26 protein-coding genes and 4 tRNA genes are annotated in these 23,015 nt (G+C 74.4%); 9 read left to right on the top strand and 21 right to left on the bottom strand.

Features of this window, described 5'->3' with window-relative positions; genetic code table 11:
• Window positions 1–42: 42 nt before the first annotated feature.
• The 7 genes from KUM42_RS19170 to KUM42_RS19140 all read right to left on the bottom strand — a co-directional run bounded on the left by KUM42_RS19170 (window position 43) and on the right by KUM42_RS19140 (window position 7,347).
• On the bottom strand, window positions 43–1,254 hold the full coding sequence (locus KUM42_RS19170; protein ID WP_237494107.1) for a glycosyltransferase family 4 protein: 1,212 nt from the start codon (window positions 1,252–1,254) through the stop codon (window positions 43–45).
• Window positions 1,254–2,183 carry a phosphatidylinositol mannoside acyltransferase gene (locus KUM42_RS19165; protein WP_237494106.1) on the bottom strand — a complete coding sequence of 310 codons (930 nt, stop codon included), beginning with the start codon at window positions 2,181–2,183 and terminating at the stop codon, window positions 1,254–1,256. The genes KUM42_RS19170 and KUM42_RS19165 overlap by 1 nt, the downstream gene beginning before the upstream one ends.
• Window positions 2,180–2,833 (bottom strand): phosphatidylinositol phosphate synthase, encoded by a 654-nt coding sequence (gene pgsA / locus KUM42_RS19160; RefSeq protein ID WP_237494105.1) that lies wholly within the window; start codon window positions 2,831–2,833, stop codon window positions 2,180–2,182. The genes KUM42_RS19165 and pgsA overlap by 4 nt, the downstream gene beginning before the upstream one ends.
• Window positions 2,834–3,403, bottom strand: coding sequence for an HIT domain-containing protein (locus KUM42_RS19155; RefSeq protein ID WP_237494104.1), 570 nt, complete (start codon window positions 3,401–3,403; stop codon window positions 2,834–2,836).
• Complete coding sequence (gene thrS, locus KUM42_RS19150; protein ID WP_237494103.1) at window positions 3,400–5,418, bottom strand: threonine--tRNA ligase; 2,019 nt, start codon at window positions 5,416–5,418, stop codon at window positions 3,400–3,402. Before thrS ends, KUM42_RS19155 begins: the two co-directional genes overlap by 4 nt.
• A 79-nt stretch (window positions 5,419–5,497) precedes the next feature.
• Window positions 5,498–6,715, bottom strand: coding sequence for a CapA family protein (locus tag KUM42_RS19145; RefSeq protein WP_237494102.1), 1,218 nt, complete (start codon window positions 6,713–6,715; stop codon window positions 5,498–5,500).
• A gap of 44 nt (window positions 6,716–6,759) precedes the next feature.
• Window positions 6,760–7,347: an MOSC N-terminal beta barrel domain-containing protein gene (locus KUM42_RS19140; RefSeq protein ID WP_237494101.1), complete on the bottom strand. Its 588-nt coding sequence runs from the start codon at window positions 7,345–7,347 to the stop codon at window positions 6,760–6,762.
• 71 nt (window positions 7,348–7,418) lie between these two features.
• Between KUM42_RS19140 and KUM42_RS20465 the strand changes: the two genes are divergently transcribed.
• The 3 genes from KUM42_RS20465 to KUM42_RS19130 all read left to right on the top strand — a co-directional run bounded on the left by KUM42_RS20465 (window position 7,419) and on the right by KUM42_RS19130 (window position 10,155).
• Window positions 7,419–7,526 (top strand): putative leader peptide, encoded by a 108-nt coding sequence (locus KUM42_RS20465; protein WP_370629324.1) that lies wholly within the window; start codon window positions 7,419–7,421, stop codon window positions 7,524–7,526.
• A gap of 92 nt (window positions 7,527–7,618) precedes the next feature.
• Entirely contained in the window at window positions 7,619–8,845 is a 1,227-nt protein-coding gene (locus tag KUM42_RS19135; RefSeq protein ID WP_237494100.1) for an LLM class flavin-dependent oxidoreductase, read from the top strand.
• Window positions 8,842–10,155, top strand: coding sequence for an MFS transporter (locus tag KUM42_RS19130; RefSeq protein ID WP_237494099.1), 1,314 nt, complete (start codon window positions 8,842–8,844; stop codon window positions 10,153–10,155). The genes KUM42_RS19135 and KUM42_RS19130 overlap by 4 nt, the downstream gene beginning before the upstream one ends.
• A 3-nt stretch (window positions 10,156–10,158) precedes the next feature.
• Here the strand turns inward: KUM42_RS19130 and KUM42_RS19125 are convergent, their stop codons facing one another.
• From KUM42_RS19125 to KUM42_RS19105, 5 genes are all read right to left on the bottom strand, one after another.
• Window positions 10,159–10,551 (bottom strand): HNH endonuclease, encoded by a 393-nt coding sequence (locus KUM42_RS19125; protein ID WP_237494098.1) that lies wholly within the window; start codon window positions 10,549–10,551, stop codon window positions 10,159–10,161.
• 95 nt (window positions 10,552–10,646) lie between these two features.
• Window positions 10,647–10,718: transfer RNA gene (locus tag KUM42_RS19120), tRNA-Val, on the bottom strand.
• Between the two features lie 26 nt (window positions 10,719–10,744).
• Window positions 10,745–11,095 carry a TIGR02611 family protein gene (locus KUM42_RS19115; protein WP_255557600.1) on the bottom strand — a complete coding sequence of 117 codons (351 nt, stop codon included), beginning with the start codon at window positions 11,093–11,095 and terminating at the stop codon, window positions 10,745–10,747.
• A gap of 128 nt (window positions 11,096–11,223) precedes the next feature.
• Entirely contained in the window at window positions 11,224–12,111 is an 888-nt protein-coding gene (locus KUM42_RS19110; protein WP_237494096.1) for an anti-sigma factor domain-containing protein, read from the bottom strand.
• Window positions 12,108–12,734, bottom strand: coding sequence for a sigma-70 family RNA polymerase sigma factor (locus tag KUM42_RS19105; RefSeq protein ID WP_237494095.1), 627 nt, complete (start codon window positions 12,732–12,734; stop codon window positions 12,108–12,110). The genes KUM42_RS19110 and KUM42_RS19105 overlap by 4 nt, the downstream gene beginning before the upstream one ends.
• A gap of 248 nt (window positions 12,735–12,982) precedes the next feature.
• Here KUM42_RS19105 and KUM42_RS19100 point away from each other — a divergent pair, with 248 nt between their 5' ends.
• The 4 genes from KUM42_RS19100 (at window position 12,983) to KUM42_RS19085 (ending at window position 13,856) form a co-directional block, all read left to right on the top strand.
• Window positions 12,983–13,411: an SsgA family sporulation/cell division regulator gene (locus KUM42_RS19100; protein ID WP_237494094.1), complete on the top strand. Its 429-nt coding sequence runs from the start codon at window positions 12,983–12,985 to the stop codon at window positions 13,409–13,411.
• 132 nt (window positions 13,412–13,543) lie between these two features.
• Window positions 13,544–13,615: transfer RNA gene (locus KUM42_RS19095), tRNA-Gly, on the top strand.
• Between the two features lie 41 nt (window positions 13,616–13,656).
• Window positions 13,657–13,727: transfer RNA gene (locus tag KUM42_RS19090), tRNA-Cys, on the top strand.
• A 54-nt stretch (window positions 13,728–13,781) separates the two neighbouring features.
• Window positions 13,782–13,856: transfer RNA gene (locus tag KUM42_RS19085), tRNA-Val, on the top strand.
• 232 nt (window positions 13,857–14,088) lie between these two features.
• On the opposite strand, the gene coaE is transcribed toward KUM42_RS19085, so the two are convergent.
• Complete coding sequence (gene coaE / locus KUM42_RS19080) at window positions 14,089–14,685, bottom strand: dephospho-CoA kinase (RefSeq protein WP_237494093.1); 597 nt, start codon at window positions 14,683–14,685, stop codon at window positions 14,089–14,091.
• Window positions 14,686–14,875: 190 nt separating this feature from the next.
• Between coaE and KUM42_RS19075 the strand changes: the two genes are divergently transcribed.
• Window positions 14,876–15,133, top strand: coding sequence for a hypothetical protein (locus KUM42_RS19075; protein WP_237494092.1), 258 nt, complete (start codon window positions 14,876–14,878; stop codon window positions 15,131–15,133).
• Between the two features lie 88 nt (window positions 15,134–15,221).
• Here KUM42_RS19075 and KUM42_RS19070 read toward each other — a convergent pair whose 3' ends face one another.
• Both KUM42_RS19070 and rpsA read right to left on the bottom strand, forming a co-directional pair.
• On the bottom strand, window positions 15,222–15,920 hold the full coding sequence (locus KUM42_RS19070) for a hypothetical protein (RefSeq protein ID WP_237494091.1): 699 nt from the start codon (window positions 15,918–15,920) through the stop codon (window positions 15,222–15,224).
• A 24-nt stretch (window positions 15,921–15,944) separates the two neighbouring features.
• Window positions 15,945–17,417, bottom strand: coding sequence for a 30S ribosomal protein S1 (rpsA, locus tag KUM42_RS19065; protein WP_163612929.1), 1,473 nt, complete (start codon window positions 17,415–17,417; stop codon window positions 15,945–15,947).
• Window positions 17,418–17,639: 222 nt separating this feature from the next.
• Between rpsA and KUM42_RS19060 the strand changes: the two genes are divergently transcribed.
• Entirely contained in the window at window positions 17,640–18,509 is an 870-nt protein-coding gene (locus KUM42_RS19060) for a class I SAM-dependent methyltransferase (RefSeq protein WP_237494090.1), read from the top strand.
• A gap of 42 nt (window positions 18,510–18,551) precedes the next feature.
• On the opposite strand, the gene KUM42_RS19055 is transcribed toward KUM42_RS19060, so the two are convergent.
• The 6 genes from KUM42_RS19055 to KUM42_RS19030 are packed head-to-tail and all read right to left on the bottom strand — an operon-like array spanning window position 18,552 to window position 22,826.
• A complete protein-coding gene (locus tag KUM42_RS19055) occupies window positions 18,552–19,229 on the bottom strand; it encodes a zinc-binding dehydrogenase (protein ID WP_237494089.1) in 678 nt (225 codons plus the stop codon).
• Window positions 19,230–19,235: 6 nt separating this feature from the next.
• Entirely contained in the window at window positions 19,236–19,556 is a 321-nt protein-coding gene (locus KUM42_RS19050; protein ID WP_237494088.1) for a hypothetical protein, read from the bottom strand.
• Window positions 19,556–19,915: a hypothetical protein gene (locus tag KUM42_RS19045; protein ID WP_237494087.1), complete on the bottom strand. Its 360-nt coding sequence runs from the start codon at window positions 19,913–19,915 to the stop codon at window positions 19,556–19,558. The genes KUM42_RS19050 and KUM42_RS19045 overlap by 1 nt, the downstream gene beginning before the upstream one ends.
• A 37-nt stretch (window positions 19,916–19,952) precedes the next feature.
• Entirely contained in the window at window positions 19,953–20,816 is an 864-nt protein-coding gene (locus tag KUM42_RS19040) for an extradiol ring-cleavage dioxygenase (RefSeq protein WP_237494086.1), read from the bottom strand.
• Window positions 20,809–21,642 carry a citryl-CoA lyase gene (locus KUM42_RS19035; protein WP_237494085.1) on the bottom strand — a complete coding sequence of 278 codons (834 nt, stop codon included), beginning with the start codon at window positions 21,640–21,642 and terminating at the stop codon, window positions 20,809–20,811. The genes KUM42_RS19040 and KUM42_RS19035 overlap by 8 nt, the downstream gene beginning before the upstream one ends.
• Window positions 21,639–22,826 (bottom strand): CaiB/BaiF CoA-transferase family protein, encoded by a 1,188-nt coding sequence (locus KUM42_RS19030; protein ID WP_237494084.1) that lies wholly within the window; start codon window positions 22,824–22,826, stop codon window positions 21,639–21,641. Before KUM42_RS19030 ends, KUM42_RS19035 begins: the two co-directional genes overlap by 4 nt.
• Window positions 22,827–23,015: the final 189 nt, after the last annotated feature.

Raw genomic sequence — 23,015 nt, 5'->3', positions numbered from 1 at the left:
CGGTCGCCTGCGTGTGCCACGCCGCCCGTGCGACGGGGTGGGTCAGCGGCGCACGCGCCGGCGGAACGGACCCGCCGTGTCCGGGCCGGCCTCGCCCAGCAGCGCGGCGTCGTCCGCGGCGGAGGCGGTGACCCCGGCGCCACCGGGTGGGGCCACGGTCTCGTACACGGCGAGCACCCGGTGGGCCACCACCGACCAGTCGTACTCGGCGACCGCCTCCCGGCCGGCAGCGGTCAGCTGCGCCCGGCGGTCGGGGTCGGCGAGCAGCCCGGTGAGCGCGGCGGCGAGCGCCCCGGCGTCACCCCGCCGCACCAGCACCCCGGCGGCTCCGTCGGCGAGCACCCGGGCGAAGGCGTCCAGGTCGCTGGCCACGACCGGCGCCCCGGCGGCCATCGCCTCCAGCAGGATCACGCCGAAGGACTCACCCAGCAGGTTCGGCGCACAGTAGACGTCGACCGAGCGCAGGAACGCCGCCTTGTCCGGCTCGCTGAGCTCGCCGAGCAGGGTGACGTGCGGTCGCAGGTCCTCCCCCACCAGCTCGGCCAGCGCGCCCGGGTCGCCGCGCCCGGCCACCAGCAGCCGTACACCGGGGTGCTCACCGACCACCTGGCGCAGCGCCTCCAGCAGCACCGGCAGGCCCTTGCGCGGTTCGTTGTAGCGGCCGAGGAAGCCGATCGTGGGGGCGTCCGCGCTGCGCTCGAACCCGGGGAGCAGGGGCCCCTCGGCGAAGGCCGGCACGTGCACGCCGTTGGGCACGACGACGGCGTCCCCGCCCAGGTGCTCCACCTGCACCCGGCGGGCGAAGTCCGACACCGCGATCCGGCCGCTGATCCGCTCCAGCCACGGACGCACCCACGGCCCCCACGCCGCCAGCCACCGCGAGCGGGTGGTGGCCGCGTGGAAGGTGGCCACGATGGGCCCCTTGGCGATCATGCAGACCAGCAGCGAGACCGACGGCGGCGCGGGCTCGTGCACGTGGACGACGTCGAAGGCCCCCTCGCGCAGCCAGCGGCGCACCCGCGCGGCCGACACCAGGCCGAACTGCACGCTGGCCATCGAGCCGTTGTACGGGATCGGCACCGCCCGGCCGGCCCAGGTGACGTGCTCGGCGGGCAGGTTCTCCTCGTGCTCGGCAGGGGTGAGCACCTCGACGTGGTGGCCGAGCCCGCGCAGGGTCTCGGCCAGGTCGCGCACGTGGTACTGAACGCCGCCGGGCACGTCCCACTGGTAGGGGCAGACCAGGCCGATGCGCATCAGCGCGCTCCCGCCCGGTCGCCGGGGCCGACCTCGGGCCAGATCCGGCCCAGCACGTGCCAGTCCTCGGGCTGCTCGGCGATCGTGGTGGCGAAGGCGTCGGCGACCTGCTGCATCGCCGCGGTGACGCGGTCCCGCAGCCGGCCCGGGCCGTCGACGGGCACCGGCGGGTGGACGACGAAGCGCCAGCCGTCGCCGTCGAACTGGCACACCGCCGGCAGCAGGGCGGCCCCGGTCTGAGCCGCCAGCAGGGCGGGACCGCCGGGCATCGTCGTCCGGCGGCCGAAGAAGGTGACCGGGATGCCGGCGCCGGAGAGGTCCCGGTCGACCAGCAGGCACGTCGTCCCGCCGGCGGACAGCCACTCCTTCAGCATGGTGGAGCTGGGCCGCTCGCCACCGGTCAGCGGCACCACGCGCATGCCCAGCCCCTCGCGGAAGGCCACGAAGCGGCGGAACAGCGACTCCGGCCGCAGCCGCTCGGCGACGGTGAGGAAGGGGCCGCCGAGGAAGTCGACGAGCCACACCCCGGCGGTGTCCCAGTTGCCGCTGTGCGGCAGGGCGAACACGACGCCGCGCCCCTGCGCCAGGGCCTGCTCGAAGTGCTCCTGACCGGGCATGTGCGAGGCGGCGACCAGCCGCTCGGTGCGCATGGACGGCAGCCGGAAGGCCTCCATCCAGTACCGGGCGTAGGACTGCATCGCCCGCCGGGTGAGCTCGGCCAGCGCGTCGTCCTCCAGCCGGCCGGCGGTGACGACGTCGAGGTTGGCCCGCAGCTGCTGCACGCCCCGGCCGCCGCGGCGGGCGGCGAGGGCGCCCCCGGCGGCGAAGGCGGCCCGGGCCACCGGCTCCGGCAGCACCCGGACGGCCCGCCAGCCGGCCGCGTAGCCGCCGTCGGTCAGCCGGTCGCGCAGCTGCCCGGCGCGGCTCACGACGCGGGTCGGCCGGTCGTCCCGCCGGGGATGCGGGAGGGCAGCGCCATGCCCTGCGACTCGCGCCGGACGGCGGCGAACCGCTGCGCGACGGTCACCGCGCTGCCCACCAGCAGCACCCACAGGGCGACGTGCACCGCGTACGGGATGCCCAGGCCGCTGAACCCGGTGCCGACCAGCACCAGGATCAGCCGCTCGGTGCGCTCGACGATGCCCACGTCGGCGGAGAGACCGACGCCCTCGGCACGGGCCTTGATGTAGGAGGTGAGCACGCCGAGCACCAGGCAGAGCAGGGCGAGCAGCACCAGCAGCCGGTTGTCCCCGGCGCCGGAGAACCACCAGACGAGGCCGCCGAAGATCGCGGCGTCGGCGGCGCGGTCACCGGTCGAGTCCAGCACCGCGCCGAACACCGAGCCGCCCCCGCGGGCACGGGCCAGCGCGCCGTCGAGCATGTCCAGCAGCACGAAGACGGTGACCGCGAAGGCGCCCCAGAACAGGTGCCCGGTACCGATGCCGAAGACGGCGGACAGGACGGCCCCGACCGTGCCGGTCAGGGTGACCGCGTTGGCGGTGACCCCGACCTTGAGCAGACCGCCCACGACCGGCGCCCAGAAGCGGGCGACGGCCGGTCGCAGGTTGGCCCCGAGCACTCAGGCCTCCGGACCGGGAGCCGGCCACGCCGCGGCCAGCAGCGCCCGGGTCTCGCTCAGCACCTGGGGCAGCACCCGGGTGAGCCCGACGACCGGCATGAAGTTGGTGTCGCCGCCCCAGCGGGGCACCGCGTGCTGGTGCAGGTGGTCAGCGATGCCGGCGCCGGCCACCGAGCCCTGGTTCATGCCGATGTTGAACCCGTGCGCGCCGGTCACCTGGCGCACCACCCGCATCGCCGTCTGGGTGTACGCGCCCAGCTCGGCGACCTCGGCAACGGTCAGGTCGGTGTAGTCGGGCACGTGCCGGTACGGCACCACCATCAGGTGCCCGGCGTTGTAGGGGTACAGGTTGAGGACGACGAACACCGTCTCCCCGCGGGCCACGATCAGCCCGTCGGTGTCGCTCATCGCCGGGATCAGGCAGAACGGGCAGTCGTGGTCGCCGGTGGGCTTGTTCTCCCCGCGGATGTAGGCCATCCGGTAGGGCGTCCACAGGTGCTCGAACACCGAGGTCGGGCCGCCCTCGTCGTTGACGACGGGCACCCGCACCTCACCCGGCCCCTCGCTCACTGGGCCTGCTCGGCGGTCGGGTCGGTGTTGTGCCGGGCAGCGACCCACGCGGCGACCTGCTCGACGGCCTCGGCCACCGGGACGCCGTTGCGCTGCGAGCCGTCGCGGTAGCGGAAGGACACCGCGCCGGCCTCGGCGTCGGTGGCCCCGGCGATGAGCACGAAGGGCACCTTCTGCTTGCTGGCGGTGCGGATCTTCTTCTGCATGCGGTCGTCGGAGTCGTCGATCTCCACCCGGATGCCCCGCGCCCGCAGCTGCAGGGCGACGTCGGTCAGGTAGGGCACCTGCTCGTCGGTGATCGGGATGCCGACGACCTGGACCGGGGCGAGCCAGGCCGGGAAGGCGCCGGCGTAGTGCTCGGTCAGCACGCCGAAGAACCGCTCCAGCGAGCCGAACTTGGCCGAGTGGATCATCACCGGCTGCTGGCGGGTGCCGTCGGCGGCGCTGAACTCCAGGCCGAAGCGGGCCGGCTGGTTGAAGTCGTACTGGATGGTCGACATCTGCCAGGTGCGGCCGATGGCGTCCCGCGCCTGCACAGAGATCTTCGGGCCGTAGAAGGCCGCGCCGCCGGGGTCGGCGACGAGCTCCAGGCCGGTCTCCCGGGCGGCGTCCTCCAGCACCTGGGTGGCCAGCGCCCACTCCTCGTCGGAGCCGATGAACTTCTCCGACTCCCCGCGGGTGGACAGCTCCAGGTAGTAGTCGTCCAGACCGAAGTCGCGCAGCAGCCCCAGCACGAAGGCCAGCAGGTGCCGGATCTCGCCGGGCGCCTGCTCGGGGGTGACGTAGCTGTGCGAGTCGTCCTGGGTCAGGCCGCGCACCCGGGTCAGGCCGTGCACCACACCGGACTTCTCGTACCGGTAGACCGAGCCGAACTCGAAGAACCGCAGCGGCAGCTCACGGTAGGACCGCCCGCGCGACCGGAAGATCAGGTTGTGCATCGGGCAGTTCATGGCCTTGAGGTAGTACTCCGCGTTCTCCAGCTCCATCGGCGGGAACATGGTGTCGGCGTAGTACGGCAGGTGCCCCGAGGTCTCGAACAGCTGCGCCTTGCTGATGTGCGGGGTCCCGACGTAGTCGAAGCCCTCCTCGATGTGCCGGCGGCGGACGTAGTCCTCCATCTCGCGCTTCACGACCCCGCCCTTGGGGTGGAAGACCACCAGGCCCGAGCCGATCTCGTCGGGGAAGCTGAACAGGTCCAGCTCCGCGCCGAGCTTGCGGTGGTCGCGGCGCTCGGCCTCGGCCTGCTGCTCCTGGTACGCCTTCAGGGCGTCCTTGCTCTCCCACGCGGTGCCGTAGACGCGCTGCAGCTGCGGGTTCTTCTCGCTCCCCCGCCAGTAGGCGGCGGCACTGCGGGTCAGGGCGAAGGCCGGGATGTTCGAGGTGCGCGGCAGGTGCGGCCCGCGGCACAGGTCGGTCCAGACCAGGTCGCCGGAGCGGGCGTCGACGTTGTCGTACATGGTCAGCTGCGCGCCGCCCACCTCGACGTCGGCTCCGTCGGCGGCCTCGCCGGCGCCGCCCTTGAGGCCGATGAGCTCCAGCTTGTACGGCTCGTGGGCCAGCTCGGCCCGCGCGGCGTCGTCGTCGATCTCCCGGCGGCGGAAGTGCTGCCCGGCCCGCACGATCTCGGTCATCTTCTTCTCGAGGGCGCTGAGATCCTCGGGGGTGAAGGGCCGCTCGGGGTCGAAGTCGTAGTAGAAGCCGTTCTCCACCGGCGGGCCGATGCCCAGCCGGGTGCCCGGGAACAGCTCCTGCACGGCCTGGGCGAGCACGTGCGCGGCGGAGTGCCGGATGACCGCGCGGCCGGCCGCGCTGGCGGCGGGCACCAGCTCGACGTCGGTGTCCGCGTCGGGGGTCCAGGCCAGGTCCCTGAGGTCACCGGTGGCCAGCTCACGGACGACGACCGCGCCGTCGGGGCCCTTCAGCGGCAGCCCGGCGTCCTTGAGCGCCTGCAGGGCCGTCGTCCCGGCCGGCACCCGGACGGGGGCGGCGGAGGACGGCTCGGGAGCGCTGGGCATGCGGGGACTCCTTGTCGTACGGCCGGTGGGGCCGCGGGGTTGGTCACCGCAGACTAATGGGCGCCGACGACGGGGCGGGTCAGCCGGGGACGATGCCCAGCCCCGCGGCCACCGCACCCCGGGCGTCCAGCACGGCGGCCACCCGCCCAGCGGTGGCCGGGTCGGCGGGCACCAGCCGGACGGCGTCCTCGCCCAGCTCGATCGCGACCGGGACCGCCTCGGCCCGGGAGACGGTGAACCGGCCGTCGGGGCCCTGGGTGAAGGTGAACCGGGCGATGACCGAGTCCTCGGTGTCGTGGCCGCGGGTCGAGTGCTGGGCCAGCGCGTTGCCCAGGCCGTAGGCGACCCACTCGCCGTCGATGCGCTCGAAGGGCTGCACGACGTGCGCGTGGTGGCCGAGCACCAGGTCGACGTCGGGCGAGGCGAGCAGGGTGCGCACGGCCTGCACCTGGCCGGCGGTGGGCTCGTGGTCGTACTCGGCGCAGCAGTGCACGCTGGCCACCACGACCTCCGCACCCGCGGCCCGGGCGGCGGCCGCGTCGGCTAGCACCCCGCTGACGTCGGGCACCGCGAACGTGTCGACGGCGAACGGCTCCCCCGCCGGCAGCGGGACGCCGTTGAGGGAGAACGTCGCGGCCACGTGCCCGACCCGCACGCCGTTCACGTCGACGATCCGGGGGGTGTCGGCCTCGGCCTGGCTGCGGTACGTGCCGGTGTGCGCGATGCCGGCGGCGTCGAGGGTGCCCAGCGTGCGCACCAGCCCGTCGAACCCGTCGTCCAGGGAGTGGTTGGACGCCGTCGAGCACAGGTCGTACCCGGCACCGGCCAGCGCGCCGACGACCTCGGGCTGGACGGCGAAGCTCGGGTAGCCGGAGTACGGGCCGCCGGCCGGTGCGACCGGGGTCTCCAGGTGGCAGATCGCCAGGTCGGCGGCCCGGACGACCGGTGCGACCCCGGCGAACACGTCCGAGAAGTCGTAGCTGCCGTCGGGACGCCGGGCGCCCTCGGTCAGCGAGGAGCCCTGGTGCACCAGCACGTCCCCGGTGGCCACCAGCGTGAACGAGCGCGGTGCGCCAGCGGCGGACGTCGGTGCGGTGCCTGAGGGGGCCGTGTCCGCCGGCGCCGTGGCCGACGGGGCCGTGCCCGCGGGCGCCGCGGCCGTCGGGGTCGGGCCGGCCGCCGGTGCCGGGTCGCTGCCGCAGCCGGCCAGCACCAGGGCGGCGAGCAGCCCCGCCGCCCGCAGCCGGCGCGGTGTGGGGGTCCGCCGGCCGGTGTACCACGCGGAGGACCCCCACACCGCGGGGCTCGACCCCCCGGCCCGCGTGCCGGCCACGGCGGGGGTCAGCCCAGCAGCCGGACGGCGTCCCCGGCGGCGACCCGGCCGGGGGTGCGCACCTCGGCGTAGACGCCCAGGCAGTGCTTGGGGGTGCGGACGACCTCGAGCTCCGCGCCGCCCACCTGCAGCCGCCGGCCCACCCAGTCGCGCTCGTCGCCGCCGCCGGACAGCTGCAGCAGCAGGTTCGCCCGGGGGTCGTCGGCCGAGCACCCCTCGGGGACGTCGCCGGCGGCCGCCCGGTCGATCGCCCCGCGGGAGACCAGGTGCACCGCCGCGGCGTCGACCTGGGGGCCACCGGCGGAGCGGGCCAGCCGCACCGGGCGGCCCAGCACCTGGGTGACGGTGATCGTGTCGGCCTCGGGATCGCCGGTGGGGACGATCCCGTGCAGCTGCGGGGTGGTCTTCACCGTGACCCGCTCGCCGGAGTCCGCGTCCACCACCGCGTACGCCCGGTCGCCGCGCAGCCCGGCGTCGTCGACCTCGACGGCGGCCAGCGTGCGGCCGGCCAGGGACTTCACCGGGTAGACCGAGATCTCCTCGACCACGCCCACGACGTCCTGTCCTGCCCCGCCCGTGCCTGCGTCCTGGCTCACGCCCGGCACGCTACCGGCAGCGACCCCGAGGGCATCTGCACCAGATCGATCGGGTTTGCGACACTTGCGACGTGACGGGAGCAGGGACGGCCGGCGGCACGCTGACCCGCCGGCTCCACGTCGACCTGCTCCGGGTCGGCAGCGCGGTCTGTCCGCGCCCCCGCACCGCCCTGCGCTGACGCCCCGCGCCCCCTCCCGACCGCACGCCGGTCACCCCCTCCCCCGACGCCCACCTCCCCGGTGGGCGGTCCCCGTCTGCCCTGGAGACGTCATGACCGAAGCCCCTGCCCTCACCTCCCCCGCCGACCCGTTCACCGGCGACGACGCCGGCGCGCGCCCGCCGCTGGTCGCGCACTGGTTCCTGCCCACCTACGGCGACTCCCGCGGCCTGGTCGGCGGCGGCCACGGCATGGCCGCCACGGCCGCCGGCGGCTCCCGGCCGGCGTCGCTGGGCTACCTGACCCAGGTCGTGCGGGCCGCGGAGACCGTGGGCTTCGAGGCCGCACTGACCCCGGCCGGCCTGTGGTGCGAGGACGCGTGGCTGACCACCGCCATGCTCGCCGGGGCCAGCGAGCGGCTGAAGTTCCTCGTCGCCTTCCGCCCCGGCCTGTTGTCCCCCACCCTCGCCGCGCAGATGGCCGCCACCTTCCAGCGGCACTCCGGTGGCCGGCTGCTGCTCAACGTCGTCACCGGCGGCGAGCCGGCCGAGCAGCGCGCCTACGGCGACTTCCTGGGCAAGGACGACCGCTACCGCCGCTGCGGGGAGTTCCTGCAGGTCGTGCGCGGGCTGTGGCGCGGGGAGACCGTCGACCTGGCCGGCGAGCACGTGCAGGTGGAGGGCGCGAAGCTCGAGACCGTGCCGGACCCGGTCCCGCCGGTCTACTTCGGTGGTTCCTCCCCGCTGGCCGGCGAGGTCGCCGCCGAGCACTCCGACGTCTACCTGACCTGGGGCGAGCCGCCGGCGCAGGTGGCGGAGAAGATCGAGTGGATCCGCGGCCTCGCCGCCGCGCGCGGGCGCACCGTGCGCTTCGGCATCCGGCTGCACGTCATCACCCGGGACACCTCCGACGCCGCGTGGGCGCAGGCGGAGACCCTGCTGGCCGGCATCCCGCAGGGGATGATCGACAAGGTGCAGGCGAACCTCGCCCGCAGCGAGTCCGAGGGCCAGCGGCGGATGCGCGCGCTGCACTCCGGCGGCACCGCCCGCGCCGCCGACCTCGAGGTCTCCCCCAACCTGTGGGCCGGCGTCGGCCTGGTCCGCGGCGGTGCCGGGACGGCGCTCGTCGGCAGCCACACCGAGGTCGCCGACCGCATCGCGGAGTACCACGCGCTGGGCATCGACGAGTTCGTGCTGTCGGGCCACCCGCACCTGGAGGAGGCGTACTGGGTCGGCGAGGGCGTGCTGCCCGAGCTCGGCCGCCGCGGCCTGTGGGTGCCCCCGGCCGGGTCGCCGGCCGCCGCGTCCGCACCCGCGTCGATCCCCTTCACCGGCCGATGAGCGCCGCGGCGGTGGCCGCCGACCGGCCGGAGGACCAGCGGCAGGCCGACGGGCGGACGGTGCTCACCGCGTCGCTGATCGGCACCACGATCGAGTGGTACGACTTCTTCCTCTTCGCCACCGCCGCCGGGATCGTCTTCCCGAAGGTCTTCTACGGCGACAACGACCCGACGGTGGCCTCGCTGCTGTCCTTCGCGACCTTCGCGGTGGGCTTCCTGGCCCGCCCGATCGGCGGGCTGGTCTTCGGCCACATCGGCGACCGGGTCGGGCGGCGGACCACGCTGATCGTGACGATGGCCATGACCGGCGTCTCGACCGCGCTGATCGGCCTGCTGCCCAGTCACGACTCGATCGGCATCTGGGCACCGGTGCTGCTCGTGGTGCTGCGGGTCCTGCAGGGCATCGCGGTCGGCGGTGAGTGGGGCGGCGCCGTCCTGCTCGCCGTCGAGTACGCCCCGCCCGGCCGCCGCGGCCTCTACGGCGCCACCCCGCAGGTCGGCCTCGGCCTGGGGCTGGCGCTGGGCACGGGTGCCTTCGCGCTCCTCGGCTCCCTGATGGACGACGACGACTTCCTCCGCTGGGGCTGGCGGATCGCCTTCGTGTCCAGTCTCGTGCTGGTGCTGGTCGGCCTGGTCGTGCGGCTGAAGGTGCTGGAGACCCCGGCCTTCCGGCGGGTCCAGGAGCAGGCCGACGTCGCCCGGGTGCCGGTGGTCGAGGTGTTCCGCGACCGGCCGTCCCGGCGCAACCTCGGCTGGGCGCTGCTGGCCCGCTGGGCGGAGGGCGCGTCGTTCAACTGCTGGGGCGTGTTCGTCCTGACCTACACCGTCACCCGGGTCGGCATGGACCGCAATGACGTGCTGGTCGCGGTGACGGTCGCCGCGCTCGTGGAGGCAGCCGTCGTCCCCCTCGCCGGCGCGTGGAGCGACCGGATCGGCCGGGGACGGGTGTTCGCCGTGGGCTGTGCGCTGCTCGCGGTCGGGGTCTTCCCCGCCTTCGCCGGGCTGCGCACCGGTCACGTGGTGGTGGTCGGGATCGTGCTGGTGGTGATGCTCGGGATCAGCTACGGGCTCACCAGCGGCGCGGAGTCCACCCTGTTCGCCGAGCTGTTCCCCACCCGCACCCGCTACACCGGGATGTCGCTGGCCTTCCAGGGCGGCGGCATCTACGCCAGCGGCTTCACCCCGCTGATCCTCACCGCGCTCATCGCGGCCACCGACGGCGCGCCCTGGCTGGCGGCCGGCTACCTGCTGCTGCTGGCGGTCGTCAGCGGCATCTCAGCGCTGCGGGCCCGCCCGCTCGAGCACCTCTAGGGGTCAGCCCGCCTGCTGCCCGGTCGCGCCGCCCCGGCGGCGCAACCGGCGCAGTTGCGCGTCCAGGTACGGCCGGGCGCGGCGCTGACCGCCGCGCTCGGCGATCGCCGCCTCCAGCGCGGTCAGCACCCGGGCCAGCCGGGGCTCGTCGGGGTGCCAGCCGCGGCGCAGGCACTCCTCCAGCCACTCCACCGGGGCGACGTGCCCGCGGTCGGAGTTGCACCGGCGGCAGGCGGCGACCTCGTTCTCCAGCCACGACGGCCCGCCCTTGACCCGGGGGACGACGTGCTCGGTGCTGGGCTCGACGTGCTCGCCGAACTCCCGGGCGCACCAGATGCAGGTGGGCCCGTCGCGGTCGACGGCGGCCCGCAGGCGGGCGGCGCGGTCCAGTGCCATCGCCGTCCATGGTGCGCCCGTACCGGCCGCCCGGCACGGGAACGCAGAGAGGGCCAGGTCACCCGTTCCCGGGATGACCTGGCCCTCGCGCACGGTGGGCGATACTGGGATCGAACCAGTGACCTCTTCGGTGTGAACGAAGCGCTCTACCGCTGAGCCAATCGCCCGTGCTGACAACGATTGTGCCAGACGCTCAGTGCCACAGCGGCACCCACCCCGGCACCCAGTGCGGGACGCCCGTCACGTGCAGGGTCAGCACCACCACGCCGTAGACGAACGCGGCGGTCAGCACGGCCACCGCCACCCGGACGACGACGGGCTGGCGGCCCAGCCAGTCGGTCCAGCCCTGCACCTGGCGGCGGGCGTACTCCAGGAGCCGCTCGGCCCAGAGGAACTCCGTGGCCAGCACGAACAGACCGGCGAAGACGATCAGCCACCCCGGTCCGGGCAGCGGGATCGCCACGATGCCCACCGCCACGATCAGCCCGCCGACGAGCCCCACGCCCAGCCGGTAGGGCGCCTCGAGGCTCTTGCGGGCCGCGATGCGACGGCGCCAACCGCTGTCGGCGACGCGCTCGCGCAGGCTGCGGTCCTTCTCGTGCCCGGGCCGGTCGTCGTACGGGCGGCCCGAGGGGGCCCGCTCCCCCGACGCCGTCCGGGTGTCCTGTCCGCTCAGCTGGTCACCTGCCCGGTCGCGACGATCTCCGACGGTGTCGTCGGAGCCTGTCGACCGGGCTCGATGCTGATGCCGTAGGCGGAGTAGTCGTCCAGCCCGGTTGCCGCCGAGCCTACGGTCCGCAGGTCCATCTGGGGAGTGACCACGTCGAAGGTGCCGAGGGCCACCGGGGAGTCGGCACGCATCCCCCACACGACGTAGGTCTGGGCGGCGGCGTCGTTGACCGGCAGGCCGTCGGTGAGCACCTGCACCTGACCGTCGCGGGCGACCACGGTGGCGACGGCGCGCCCGTTCTCGGTCATCGGGGCGATGGTGGCCCGGCCCGGCTGCAGCAGGGAGTCGATCACCCGGCTCTGCTCCTCCGCCTGGGTGCGGGCGGTGTCCCGGTCACCGGTGACCACCACGTTCCATGCCCCGAGCGCGAGCACCGCGGCCAGGGCCGCGGCGACGAGGGCCGTCGGCAGCACCCGACGCCAGGCCGGCCGCCGGTCGAGGTGCCGGGGCGGCAGCGGTGCACGGAGGTTGCCGTAGGGGCTGGCCCCCAGCGGGACACGGGTGGGGCGCTCGAGGGCCCGCGGGGTGGCCGGCACCTCGGGAGCGGGTGCGGGGAGCTCGGCGGGCGGCACCTGCTCGGTCTCCTCGACCGCGGCCCGCAGCCGGTCCCGCAGCGCGTCGGAGGGCTCGGCCGGGGGCAGGTCGCCGGCCAGGGCGGCCATCACCTCGGCGGTGTCGGCCACGGTCTGGGCACAGCGGTCACAGGTGCGCAGGTGGGCGGCGAAGAGCGTCTCGTCCTCGGGCTCGAGGGCGTGCAGCGCCCAGCCGACGGCGAGCTCGTCCCAGGTCCGGTGCGCGTCCTCGCGGCCGGGCTGGCCGGGGGCGGTCATCGGGTCGTCCCGTCGGCCGGGGTGATGCCGGGCATGCCGGTGCCGAGCGTGTCCTTCAGCCGGCGCATCCCGGCGAGCATGCGGGTCTTGACGGTGCCCAGTGGGGTGCCGGTCAGCGCCGCCACCTCCCGCTGCGTGTAGCCCCCGTAGTAGGCCAGGGTCAGCGCCTCGCGCTGCGGCTCGGGCAGTGCCCGCAGCGCGCTGCGCACGCGGCCGGCCTCCATCCGCTCCCAGGCGTCGTCCTCGACGTCGCTGGTCTGCACCGGCGCCGACAGCGCCAGGTCGTCCTCGGCGCGCGCGGTGCGGCGGCGGTGGGACTCCTCGCGCCGGACGGCGTCGACGGCCTTGTGGTGCACCATCGTCAGCAGCCAGGAGGCCACGCTGCCGCGGGCGCCGTCGAAGGCCCCCGGGTCGCGCCAGATGCCCAGGAACACGTCCTGCAGCACGTCCTCGGCCAGCACGTCGTCGGCCAGCACCCGGCGCGCCAGCGCGAAGGCCGGACGGCGGAACCGCTGGTACAGGTCGTCGATGGCGCCACGGTCGCCCGCAGCGACCCGCCGCAGCAGTTCGAGGTCGGCAGCGCCGTCCTCGGTGCTGCGCGCAGGTCGAGTCACGAGGCCCATGGTCACACGACACGTTCGGCGCGTGGCCCCGGATCGGTTCACTCACATCGACCGGGCCGGCGACCTCCCACTCCCGGGTGACGGGTGTGCACTCGTGTGACTCGTGAGGCGCCAGGGGCGCGACACGCCGAGAGCATGCGTGACCGGGGCCCGTTCTGGGTCGTTACAGGGACATGGCGCGCTACCCGAGCTCTGGTTGCACTGCACGGACCACCCTCCACCTGGTCGGCCCCCAGTCGTGGACGGCGGTGCCGGCGGCACTGGTCTACGACGCGCAGGACCCCTTCGCCGTCCGGGTCCGCTTCGGCGACGGCGGCGAGGACGAGTTCGACCGCGGGCTGGACGACGGCGCCCTGCACGGCCTGGAGGACGGCCCGGACGAGGACGGCGGCGTCGAGTGGCTGCTGAGCCGCGACCTGCTGCGCTCCGGGCTCACCGGGCCGGCCGGCGAGGGCGACGTGCGGCTGTGGCCGGCCCGCGGTGGGCTCGACGTGCTCTTCCTGCAGCTGCGTGCACCCTCGGGCGAGGCGCTGTTCGAGCTGTCGGCCGCCGTCGTGGGCGATTTCCTGCGCGAGACGGAGCAGCTGGTGGCCGTCGGACAGGAGAGCGAGGCGCTCCGCGTCGACGACGAGCTGCTGGCGCTGCTGCAGGGCGGCTCGGACCCCTCGGGCGCCTGAACCGCCTCCTGCAGGCCCGCGTACGCCGCTGACCTGCAGGAACGCCCTCGGGGACACCCCGGGTACCCCCCCGGTTCAACCCCCAGAACCGGGTCGGTTAGAGTTCTCCACGCACCGCGAGAGCGGGGCACTGCGGATGTGGCTCAGTGGTAGAGCATCACCTTGCCAAGGTGAGGGTCGCGGGTTCGAATCCCGTCATCCGCTCGGAACCCCGGGCGCTGGTCTCAGACCGGCGCCTGGCGTGCGGTGGAGTGGCCGAGAGGCGAGGCAACGGCCTGCAAAGCCGTCTACACGGGTTCAAATCCCGTCTCCACCTCGTCTCCTCCGCGGAGCACGAGCGTGGAGGTGGGTCCGGTCGCGAGACCGGGACGGGCGATTGGCGCAGCGGTAGCGCGCTTCCCTGACACGGAAGAGGTCACTGGTTCGATCCCAGTATCGCCCACCACACGAAGGCCCCCAGGTCACCGACCCGGGGGCCTTCGTCATGCCAGGAGCCGGTCACGGCCACCCGCGCCGCTGAGGCACCGCGCCGCGCCGCACAGCGGCCGCCGCACGACCGAGGCGCACCGCGCCGCACGCCGCCGCTGCCTCGCCCACTGTGCGCTCGGCGGGGTCGGCGGCTTGCGCACGCCCCGCTGAGCGCACAGGCCCCGGGCGCCTGCTGGACCGGACGGCGGTCAGCCGAGGGTCGGGGCCACCCGCTCGTCCCAGAACCGGTCCACCGCCGCGGCCAGCGCCGCCCGGTCGCCGTCGTTGCGCAGCACCACGTCGGCGACGGCCCGCCGCTGCCCGTCGGTCGCCTGGCTGGCCATCCGTGCCCGGGCGTCGTCCGCGGACAGCCCGCGGCCGACCAGCCGCGCCAGCCGGGTGCCGGCGTCGGCCTCCACCACGAGCACCAGGTCGAAGCTGCCCGCCTGCCCGGTCTCCACGAGCAGGGGGACGTCCTGCACCACGACCGCGTCCGCGGGGGCGGCAGCGACCGCCTCAGCGGCCCGGGCACGCACCAGTGGGTGGACGATGCCGTCGAGGCGCGCCCGGGCCGCGGGGTCGCCGAAGACGATCGACGCCAGGGCGGCCCGGTCCAGCGCGCCGTCCGCGCCGATGACCCCGGGCCCGAACTCCGCGACGACTGCCGCCAGCCCCGGTGTGCCGGGCTCCAGCACCTCGCGGGCGATCCGGTCGGCGTCCACCACCTGCGCCCCGCGCCCGGCCAGCAGCGCGGCGACCGTGCTCTTGCCCGACCCGATCCCACCGGTCAACCCGATCCTCAGCACCCGGCGACCGTAGACCGGGCCCGCGCAGGCCCTGCCGCGAGCTCGCGAGAGGTGCGGGCGAGGGGGTCCTCCGTCTCGGTGAGGTCACGGCGCGTCGCGCCCGGCGCGTCGTCGCTCGTCACACCAGTCACAGGACTTACCTTTCGTCCCGGTGGAACTCCCCCGCCACAGCAGAGAGGCAGGACCGACCATGACCCGCTCCACGCTCGAAGGCGCACCGTCGACCGTCGGCACCCTCCCCCGCGGTCGGCACCGCATCGAGAACCCCGCCGGCCTCCGGGTGGCCGACCTGCCCGGCGTGCGTGAGCGCCTGCCGCAGACCCGCCGTGGGACCGCGCTCTTCCGCGCGCTGATGCCGAGTGTCTCCGCCGGCCGGCACACGTGGGACTTCCTTGCCAACGCCGGTGGCCGCCCGCGCACCGCGTTCGCGATCATCCTCAGCCTCTGACCCGTCGCAGGACCCCCGGGACGCCGCCGTGCGGCACCGGGTGGGCCGTCGTCCCGCACGGGCCGCTCACGGCCCGCTGGACGGCGCGTCAGCCCGTCGGTGAGGCCGTGGCCGTGCCGGCCGGGGTGCCCGTGGGCACGGGGGTGTCCGCGGTGAGCACGTCACCCATCAGCTGCTGCAGCGCCGGCAGCGTGCCCGGCCCGTCGAGGATGCCGGGCACGATCGACAGCGAGTAGGTGCGGGACCCGACCGTGGCGATCAGCGTCGCCTCCTCGGGCCCGGTGAGCAGGACGGCGGAGGCGCCGGGCACGACGGCCTCGTCGAACCGCACCCCCTTGGCCTGCTGCGCGTCGACGGTGGCGTCGACCCGGTCGGCAGCGGACTGCTCGTCGGTGTAGGTGAAGACCGACAGCTCCAGCAGCGGGTCACCCGCGCCGGTGTCGGCGGTGGCCGGGACCACGCCGAAGCCGCAGGTGATCCGGCCGGTGCGGCCGATCTCGGGCTGCGGGGTGCCGACCGTGTAGGTGGTCTGCCCGGGCAGCGCCGTCCCGAGGGCCTGGTCGAGCTGGCGGAGCGACAGCAGCCCCGAGCAGGACGTCGGGAGCTGGTACGCCGGCGCCGCCGTCGTGGCGGGGGCCGACGTGGACGGCGGCGGCGCACTGCTGCTGGGCGCGGCGACGTCGGCGCCGTCCGGGCTGCCGGTGCACCCCGCGAGCACCACCAGCCCCACCAGCCCCACGAACGACCGTGCGCCGCCCACCCGGGTGGGTGGACGGCGCACGGTCATGTGCTGATCAGCTCAGCGGTGCGGTCACTCGCCGCCGGCGAGCTTGGCGCGCAGCGCGGCGAGCGCCTCGTCGGAGGCCAGGGTGCCACCGGTCGAGGCACCGCTCTCGTCGTCGTCGACCTCGGCGGCGCTGGAGTAGCTGCCACCGGCAGCTGCCTCGGCGTCGGCCGCCTTGGCCTCGGCGATCTGCTTGCGGTGCGCCTCGAAGCGGGCCTGGGCGTCGGCGTACTGCTTCTCCCAGCGCTCGCGGGCCTCGTCGTAGCCCTCGAGCCACTCGCCGGTCTCCGGGTCGAAGCCCTCCGGGTAGATGTAGTTGCCCTGCTCGTCGTAGGACGCGGACATGCCGTAGGCGGCGGGGTCGAACTGCTCCTCGTCGCCGATGACGCCCTCGTTGGCCTGCTTGAGCGACAGCGAGATGCGGCGGCGGTCCAGGTCGATGTCGATGACCTTGACCAGGATCTCGTCGCCGACCTGCACGACCTGCTCCGGGATCTCCACGTGGCGCTCGGCCAGCTCGGAGATGTGGACCAGGCCCTCGATGCCCTCGTCGACGCGCACGAACGCACCGAAGGGCACCAGCTTGGTGACCTTGCCGGGCACGACCTGCCCGATCTGGTGCGTGCGGGCGAACTGACGCCACGGGTCCTCCTGCGTCGCCTTCAGCGACAGGGAGACCCGCTCACGGTCCAGGTCGACGTCGAGGACCTCGACGGTGACCTCCTGGCCGACCTCGACGACCTCGGACGGGTGGTCGATGTGCTTCCAGGACAGCTCGGAGACGTGCACCAGGCCGTCGACGCCACCCAGGTCCACGAAGGCACCGAAGTTGACGATCGAGGAGACGACGCCCGTGCGGACCTGGCCCTTGGCGAGCTTGTTGAGGAACTCGCTGCGGACCTCGGACTGGGTCTGCTCCAGCCACTGCCGGCGGGAGAGGACGACGTTGTTGCGGTTCTTGTCGAGCTCGATGATCTTGGCCTCGAGCTCGCGGCCCACGTAGGGCTGCAGGTCGCGGACGCGACGCATCTCGACCAGCGAGGCGGGGAGGAACCCGCGCAGGCCGATGTCGAGGATGAGGCCGCCCTTGACGACCTCGATGACGATGCCGGTGACGACCTCGTCGGCCTCCTTCTTGGCCTCGATCGTGCCCCAGGCGCGCTCGTACTGTGCGCGCTTCTTGGACAGGATCAGCCGGCCCTCCTTGTCCTCCTTCTGGAGGACGAGGGCTTCCACCTCGTCGCCGACCTTGACGACCTCGGTGGGGTCGACGTCGTGCTTGATGGACAGCTCACGCGAGGGGATGACGCCCTCGGTCTTGTAGCCGATGTCCAGCAGCACCTCGTCCCGGTCGACCTTGACGATCACGCCTTCGACGATGTCGCCGTCGTTGAAGTACTTGATGGTCTGGTCGATGGCGGCGAGGAAGTCCTCGGCGGTGCCGATGTCGTTCACCGCGACCTGGGGGGTGCTGTCGGGACGGACCTGGGTGGAGGTCATGAAGTCGAGTGCTCCGGACGGGGGATGCGAAGGGACAGGACACCCGCGGCCCAGGTGGACCACGGGGAAGATCACGGGAGAGGGCCGTGCCGAGCACCCCGGACAGGGGGTCGTCGCCACAGACCTCAGGCGTGGTCCTCCATGGTACGTACCTGTGGGAGGCGGGTCCATCCGGGTCCGGCACCGGATCGGCGACACCGGGCGTGCCACCATCGCCGGGTCATGGACCCCACCCCCGGCCCCCGCCCCCCGGCCGTCCTGCCGCTCGCCGAGGACGGCTACCCGGCCGCCGGCGGCGTCACCCGGCGGCCCACCGGCCCGGCCGAGTCGGCCCGCGCCAACCGCGGCTGGTGGGACGCCGCGGCCCCGGCCTATCTCGCCGAGCACGGCTCCGACCTCGGCGACACCGACTTCCTGTGGTGCCCCGAGGGCCTGCGGGAGGCCGACGCGCACCTGCTCGGGGACGTCGCCGGACGCCGGGTGCTGGAGATCGGCTGCGGGTCGGCGCCGTGCTCCCGCTGGCTGCGGCTGGCCGGCGCCTCCCCGGTCGCCCTCGACGTCTCCGGCGGGATGCTCGCCCGGGCCGCGGAGCTCAACGGCAGCACCGGTGTCGCCGTCCCGCTGCTGCAGGCCGACGCCGGGGCGCTGCCGCTGGCCGACGCCAGCGTCGACCTGGCCTGCTCGGCCTTCGGCGGGCTGCCCTTCGTCAGTGACGCCCGGGCGGTGCTCACCGAGGTGGCCCGGGTGCTCGTGCCCGGCGGCCGCCTCGTGGCCTCGGTCAACCACCCGATGCGCTGGCCGATGCCGGACTCCCCCGACCCCGACGACCTGCGCGTGGTGGCCTCCTACTTCGACCGGACGCCGTACGTCGAGACCGACGACCGCGGCCGCACCGTCTACGTGGAGCACCACCGCACGATCGGCGACTGGGTGCGCGCGGTGGTGGGCGCGGGCTTCGTGCTCACCGACCTGGTCGAGCCGGAGTGGACGCCGGGCCGCACGCAGACGTGGGGCCAGTGGTCGCCCGAGCGCGGCGCACTGGTGCCCGGCACGCTCGTCCTGGTCTGCGACCTGCCCGGCCAGACGGTGTGACCTCCTCGTCCACGCAGTCGCACCGCCCAGCCGGACGGGTGCTCAGTCGGGGACGAGGACGAGCCGGTCGCCGGAGCCGGCCGCTGCCCGTTCCCACGCCCGCCGGACGTCGCGCAGCGGCAGCGTCTCGTGGGCGACGGTGAGCTCCCCGGCCGCGGCGCGGGCCAGGACGGCGCGCAGTGCGGTGGCGCGCTCGTCGGGGCCGAGAGCGTTGTTGGTGTACCCGAGCACGGAGGCGCTCCGGCTGCGCAGCAGTGCCGAGGCGAACTCCGCGGTGTCCCCCGCGACGCTGCCCAGGTTGACCAGCCGCCCGCCCGGGGCGAGCACCCGGCTCGCGGCGGTCGCCACGGCACCGAACACCGGGTCGAGCACCACGTCGGCGGCGCCGCCGACGGCCTCGGCCAGCAGCGTGACCAGCTCGTCGGCGTCCGGTCCCAGCTCCACGACGGCGTCGGCACCGGCCTGCCGTGCGCGCGTCACCGCGGCGCCGGGCCGGCACACCGCGACCACCCGGCCGGCCCCCATGGCGCGGGCCGCGCCGATGCCCGCCTGGCCGACCGCTCCCCCAGCACCCAGCACCAGGACGCACTCGCCGGGCTGCAGCTGCGCCCGGCTGCCCAGCGCCGCCCAGGCGGCGACCCCGGAGAGGCCGATCGCGGCGACCGCGGCGTCGGCCAGCCCGTCGTCGGGGTCCAGGACCACGACGTCGGCGTCCGGCACGCTGCATCACTGCGCCTGACTGCCGTCCCCCGGCGCCATCCCCGCGGAGGTGGCGACGAAGACGCGGGCGCCCACCGGGTGGGCCGCGGAGTCCGCGACGACCCCCACGCCCTGCACGCCGGGCACGTACGGGACGGCGGGCCGACCGAAGTACGACGTCCCGGAGGCGCAGAGCAGGTCCAGCGGGACGACGGGGGCGGCCGTCACCCGGACCAGCGTGCGGCCCGGCCGGGGCCCCGGAGCCGGGTGCCGGGCGTGCTCGGGCGGCTGCCCGGGCTCGGTGACCAATGCCGCCCCGGCCAGGTCACCGGCCGCCGGCGGCGTCATCAGGTGGTGATGTCGGGGTAGGGCAGGGTCACGTGGTCCATGGCCCGGGCGTAGGCGAGCTGGTACTCCATCGGCCCGTGGTCGCGCTCGAACATGGCGATGAACAGGGTGAGCGTGAGGAAAGGGTGGGCGCCCATCGCGAACAGCGTGACGTGGTCGTGCTCGGCCAGCGCCCGGCGCTCCTCGTCGGTGAAGGCCAGCCACGTCGTCCGCTCGGCGGTGGTGGAGTTGAGCAGCGTGTTCGCCACCTCCGCCTCCCACCAGGTCACCGTGCCGGCCGGGTCCTCGCGGTAGCGCTCGGTGAGCTCGGGGTCCCGGTCGACGGTGAACAGGAACTTGTCCAGCAGGTACTTGCTCACGAGTCCTCCTCGCCGGCGCTCGTCGCGCATGCCGTGCTCATCGCGGGTCCCCCTGCGGGTACCAGGTGAAGTAGGCCTCCATGGTGTGGAACAGGTCCAGGGTGTCGACGTGGTCGGCCTTCTGCCCCGCCCCGGCCACGCCCATCATCAGCATGAAGTCCATGAACCCGTGGGTGGCGTTGCCCGGGTGGTGGAGGCTGTCGAGCGTCACCTCGGCCAGGCAGCCCTCGATGTCGCCGTTGGCGATCCACTCCACGGCCTTGCGGTCGAAGTCCGGGTCGGGCCCGTGCTCACCGAACTGGCGGGGGCCGCCGAGCTCGAGGGAGAGGTGGCCGGTGCCGATGACCGCCACCCGCTTGTCGCTGGGCCAGGACTCCACCATCTCCCGCAGCGCCGCACCCAGCTGCACGAAGCGCTGGGGCCGGGGCATCGGCGGGGCGAAGATGTTGGTGTAGACCGGCACGATCGGCAGGTCGGCCTCGGGCCGCAGCGTGATGATCGGGCAGGTGATGCTGTGGTCGATCCGCAGCTCGTTGCTGAAGGCCAGGTCGAAGTCCCGGTCCAGCCCGTCGCGCAGGATGTGCGCGGCCAGCTCCTCCTCCCCGCGCAGCGTCATCTTCGGCAGCCCGAACTCGCGCTCCTCGTTGTGCCAGTTGGCGTCGAAGAACGGGGCCTTGCCCACCAGGAACTGGGGCATGTTGTCCAGCCACAGCTGGTGGAAGTGGTCGCTGCCCACCATCACCAGGACGTCGGGCCGCGCGGCGGTCAGCGTCTCCCGGAACCGCTCGATCTTCGCCACCCACTCGTCGGCGAACGGGGGCCGGTCCGCACCGGTCGCGGTGCTGGCGCGGTAGTAGAAGGGGTGGTGGGTGGACGCGACGACCGCGACCAGTTCAGCCATGGGGACCTCCGGTGGTCTCGGCGGGCAGCGCAGGAGGGACGTAGGGGTCCGGGTCGACCGACCGGTTGTTGAGGTCGACGGAGAGGAAGACCTCGTTGGCGACCGGGTGCCGGATCTCCTCGGCGAGCTGGCCGATCAGCCCGGCGGTGCGGGCCAGCAGCGCGAAGCCGCGCAGCAGCTCCAGCGGCAGCCCGAGGTCGGCCAGTGCGGCGCCGCAGACGCCGGCGCCGTTGAGCGGCAGCGTCCGGCCGAGGACCTGCGGGTGCACCCGGCCGATCGCGGCGAACAGCGACAGGTGCGGCCCGACCAGGCCCTCCTCGCCGGCGATCTGGAACAGCCGCGGGGTGCGCGGGTCGCCGTCCTTGTGCACGTGGTGGCCCAGGCCCGGCACGAACCGGCGGGCCGCACGCTGGGCGGTGACGGTCTCCAGGGCCAGGGCGTCCCAGCCGGCGTCGTCGGTGGGCAGGTCGCCCTCGACGCCGGTGAGCACGTCGTGCAGGAACCGGCCGCAGTCCTCGGTGACGCCGAGGAAGCGGCTGCCCCCGCCCAGCAGACCGGCGGCGAGCGCGCCCTGCACCGAGTCCGGTGCCGACAGGTAGGTCAGCCGGGTGACGATCGCGGTCGGGGTGAACCCGTGGTCGGCCAGCGCGGCCAGCACCGACTCGAACACCCGGGTCTCCCCCGGCGTGGGACGGCGCTGCGTGGCCAGCCAGAAGGCGAGCTCGCCGAAGCCGACGGTGCCCATCACGTCCCGGGCGAGGTCGGAGCCCAGCAGGGTGATCGACTCCCGGCTCGAGGCGCCCAGCGCGGTGGGGTACTCGGTCATGCCTGCTCCTCGGTGGCCAACCAGCGGCGGATCTCCGCACCGTGCTCGTCGAGCCCGGGCGGGGGCAGCCGGTAGCCGACCGGCGTCCCGGAGAAGGTGATCGGGTTCCGCACCATCGGGACCCCCGTCCCGCCCTCCCCCACCTCGACCACCGGGTCCAGGCCGATGCCCTCGGCGAAGGCGACGCCCTGGTCGACGGTGTTGATCGGCCCGCAGGGCACGCCCGCGGCGATGATGTCGGTGAACCAGTCGAGCTTGGACCGGGTCTGCAGCCGCTCGACCAGCAGCGGGCGGAGCTGCTCGCGGTTGGCCGTGCGGTCCTCGTTGCGCGCGAAGCGGGGGTCCTCGGCCAGCTCGGGGACGCCGAGCACCTCGGCCAGCTTGCGGAACTGGCCGTTGTTGCCGGCGGTGATGATCAGGTCGCCGTCGGCGCAGGGCAGCGGTTCGTAGGGGAACAGGCTCGGGTGGCTGTTGCCCATCCGGAACGGCACGACGCCTCCGGCGACCACGGCGCTGGCGTGGTTGACCAGCCCGGACAGCGCCGAGGACAGCAGGTTGACCTCGACGTGCTGGCCGCGGCCGGTCTCGTGCCGGGAGCTCAGCGCGGCCAGGACGCCGATGGTGGCGTGCAGCCCGGCCATCACGTCGAACACGGAGATGCCGGCCCGGTAGGGCTCGCCGTGCGGGTCGCCGGTGAGGCTCATCAGCCCGGAGATCGCCTGCACGATGAGGTCGTAGCCGGGGAGCTCCGCGCCGCCGGGCTGGCTGCCGAAGCCGGTGATGGAGGCGTAGACGACGCGGGGGTTGGTCGCGGCGACGGTGTCGAAGTCCAGCCCGAAGCGGGCCAGGCCGCCGCTCTTGAAGTTCTCGATGACGACGTCGGCGCGTCGGGCCAGCTCACGGGCGGCGGCGAGGTCGCCGGCGTCCTTCAGGTCCAGGACGACCGAGCGCTTGTTGCGGTTGACGCCCAGGTAGTAGGTCGAGACGTCGCCGCGGACCGGCGGCTGCCAGCTGCGGGTGTCGTCACCGGCCGGGCCCTCCACCTTGACCACCTCCGCGCCCATGTCGGCCAGCAGCATGGTCGCGTAGGGGCCGGCGAGGATGCGGGAGAAGTCGGCGACCAGCAGGCCGGCCAGCGGTCCCCCGGCGGGCTCGGCGCCCGGCGCGGGTGGTGACTCGGTCACGGGGCTCCTCCTGCTGCGGGCCGCACGACGGACGAGCGTCCGTGGCTGGGTGACCGGGAGTCTCAGCCGCTCCGGTCGGCCGTGTCAAGGCGTTCGAGCCAACTGGGTCACCGCCTCTTCCGCCCTTGACAGAGTGGGACAGGTCACTCCAGGGTGACCCGCGACGGCGACGCGGCCGCCAGACGGACA

This window comes from Modestobacter sp. L9-4 (assembly GCF_019112525.1).
Lineage (GTDB): Bacteria > Actinomycetota > Actinomycetes > Mycobacteriales > Geodermatophilaceae > Modestobacter.
The sequence above is the reverse complement of the archived record's forward strand: the minus strand, read 5'-3'. Positions and strand labels throughout refer to the sequence as shown.

Coding starts and splice junctions, on each gene's coding strand:
- KUM42_RS19105 (WP_237494095.1), bottom strand. CDS start 12,734: ATGGGCCTCGTGACTCGACCTGCGCGCAGCACCGAGGACGGCGCTGCC.
- KUM42_RS19060 (WP_237494090.1), top strand. CDS start 17,640: ATGGACCCCACCCCCGGCCCCCGCCCCCCGGCCGTCCTGCCGCTCGCC.
- KUM42_RS19125 (WP_237494098.1), bottom strand. CDS start 10,551: ATGGCACTGGACCGCGCCGCCCGCCTGCGGGCCGCCGTCGACCGCGAC.
- thrS (WP_237494103.1), bottom strand. CDS start 5,418: ATGCCCAGCGCTCCCGAGCCGTCCTCCGCCGCCCCCGTCCGGGTGCCG.
- rpsA (WP_163612929.1), bottom strand. CDS start 17,417: ATGACCTCCACCCAGGTCCGTCCCGACAGCACCCCCCAGGTCGCGGTG.
- KUM42_RS19070 (WP_237494091.1), bottom strand. CDS start 15,920: ATGACCGTGCGCCGTCCACCCACCCGGGTGGGCGGCGCACGGTCGTTC.
- KUM42_RS19135 (WP_237494100.1), top strand. CDS start 7,619: ATGACCGAAGCCCCTGCCCTCACCTCCCCCGCCGACCCGTTCACCGGC.
- KUM42_RS19170 (WP_237494107.1), bottom strand. CDS start 1,254: ATGCGCATCGGCCTGGTCTGCCCCTACCAGTGGGACGTGCCCGGCGGC.
- KUM42_RS19130 (WP_237494099.1), top strand. CDS start 8,842: ATGAGCGCCGCGGCGGTGGCCGCCGACCGGCCGGAGGACCAGCGGCAG.
- KUM42_RS19050 (WP_237494088.1), bottom strand. CDS start 19,556: ATGACGCCGCCGGCGGCCGGTGACCTGGCCGGGGCGGCATTGGTCACC.
- KUM42_RS19035 (WP_237494085.1), bottom strand. CDS start 21,642: ATGACCGAGTACCCCACCGCGCTGGGCGCCTCGAGCCGGGAGTCGATC.
- KUM42_RS19110 (WP_237494096.1), bottom strand. CDS start 12,111: ATGACCGCCCCCGGCCAGCCCGGCCGCGAGGACGCGCACCGGACCTGG.
- KUM42_RS19075 (WP_237494092.1), top strand. CDS start 14,876: ATGACCCGCTCCACGCTCGAAGGCGCACCGTCGACCGTCGGCACCCTC.
- KUM42_RS19040 (WP_237494086.1), bottom strand. CDS start 20,816: ATGGCTGAACTGGTCGCGGTCGTCGCGTCCACCCACCACCCCTTCTAC.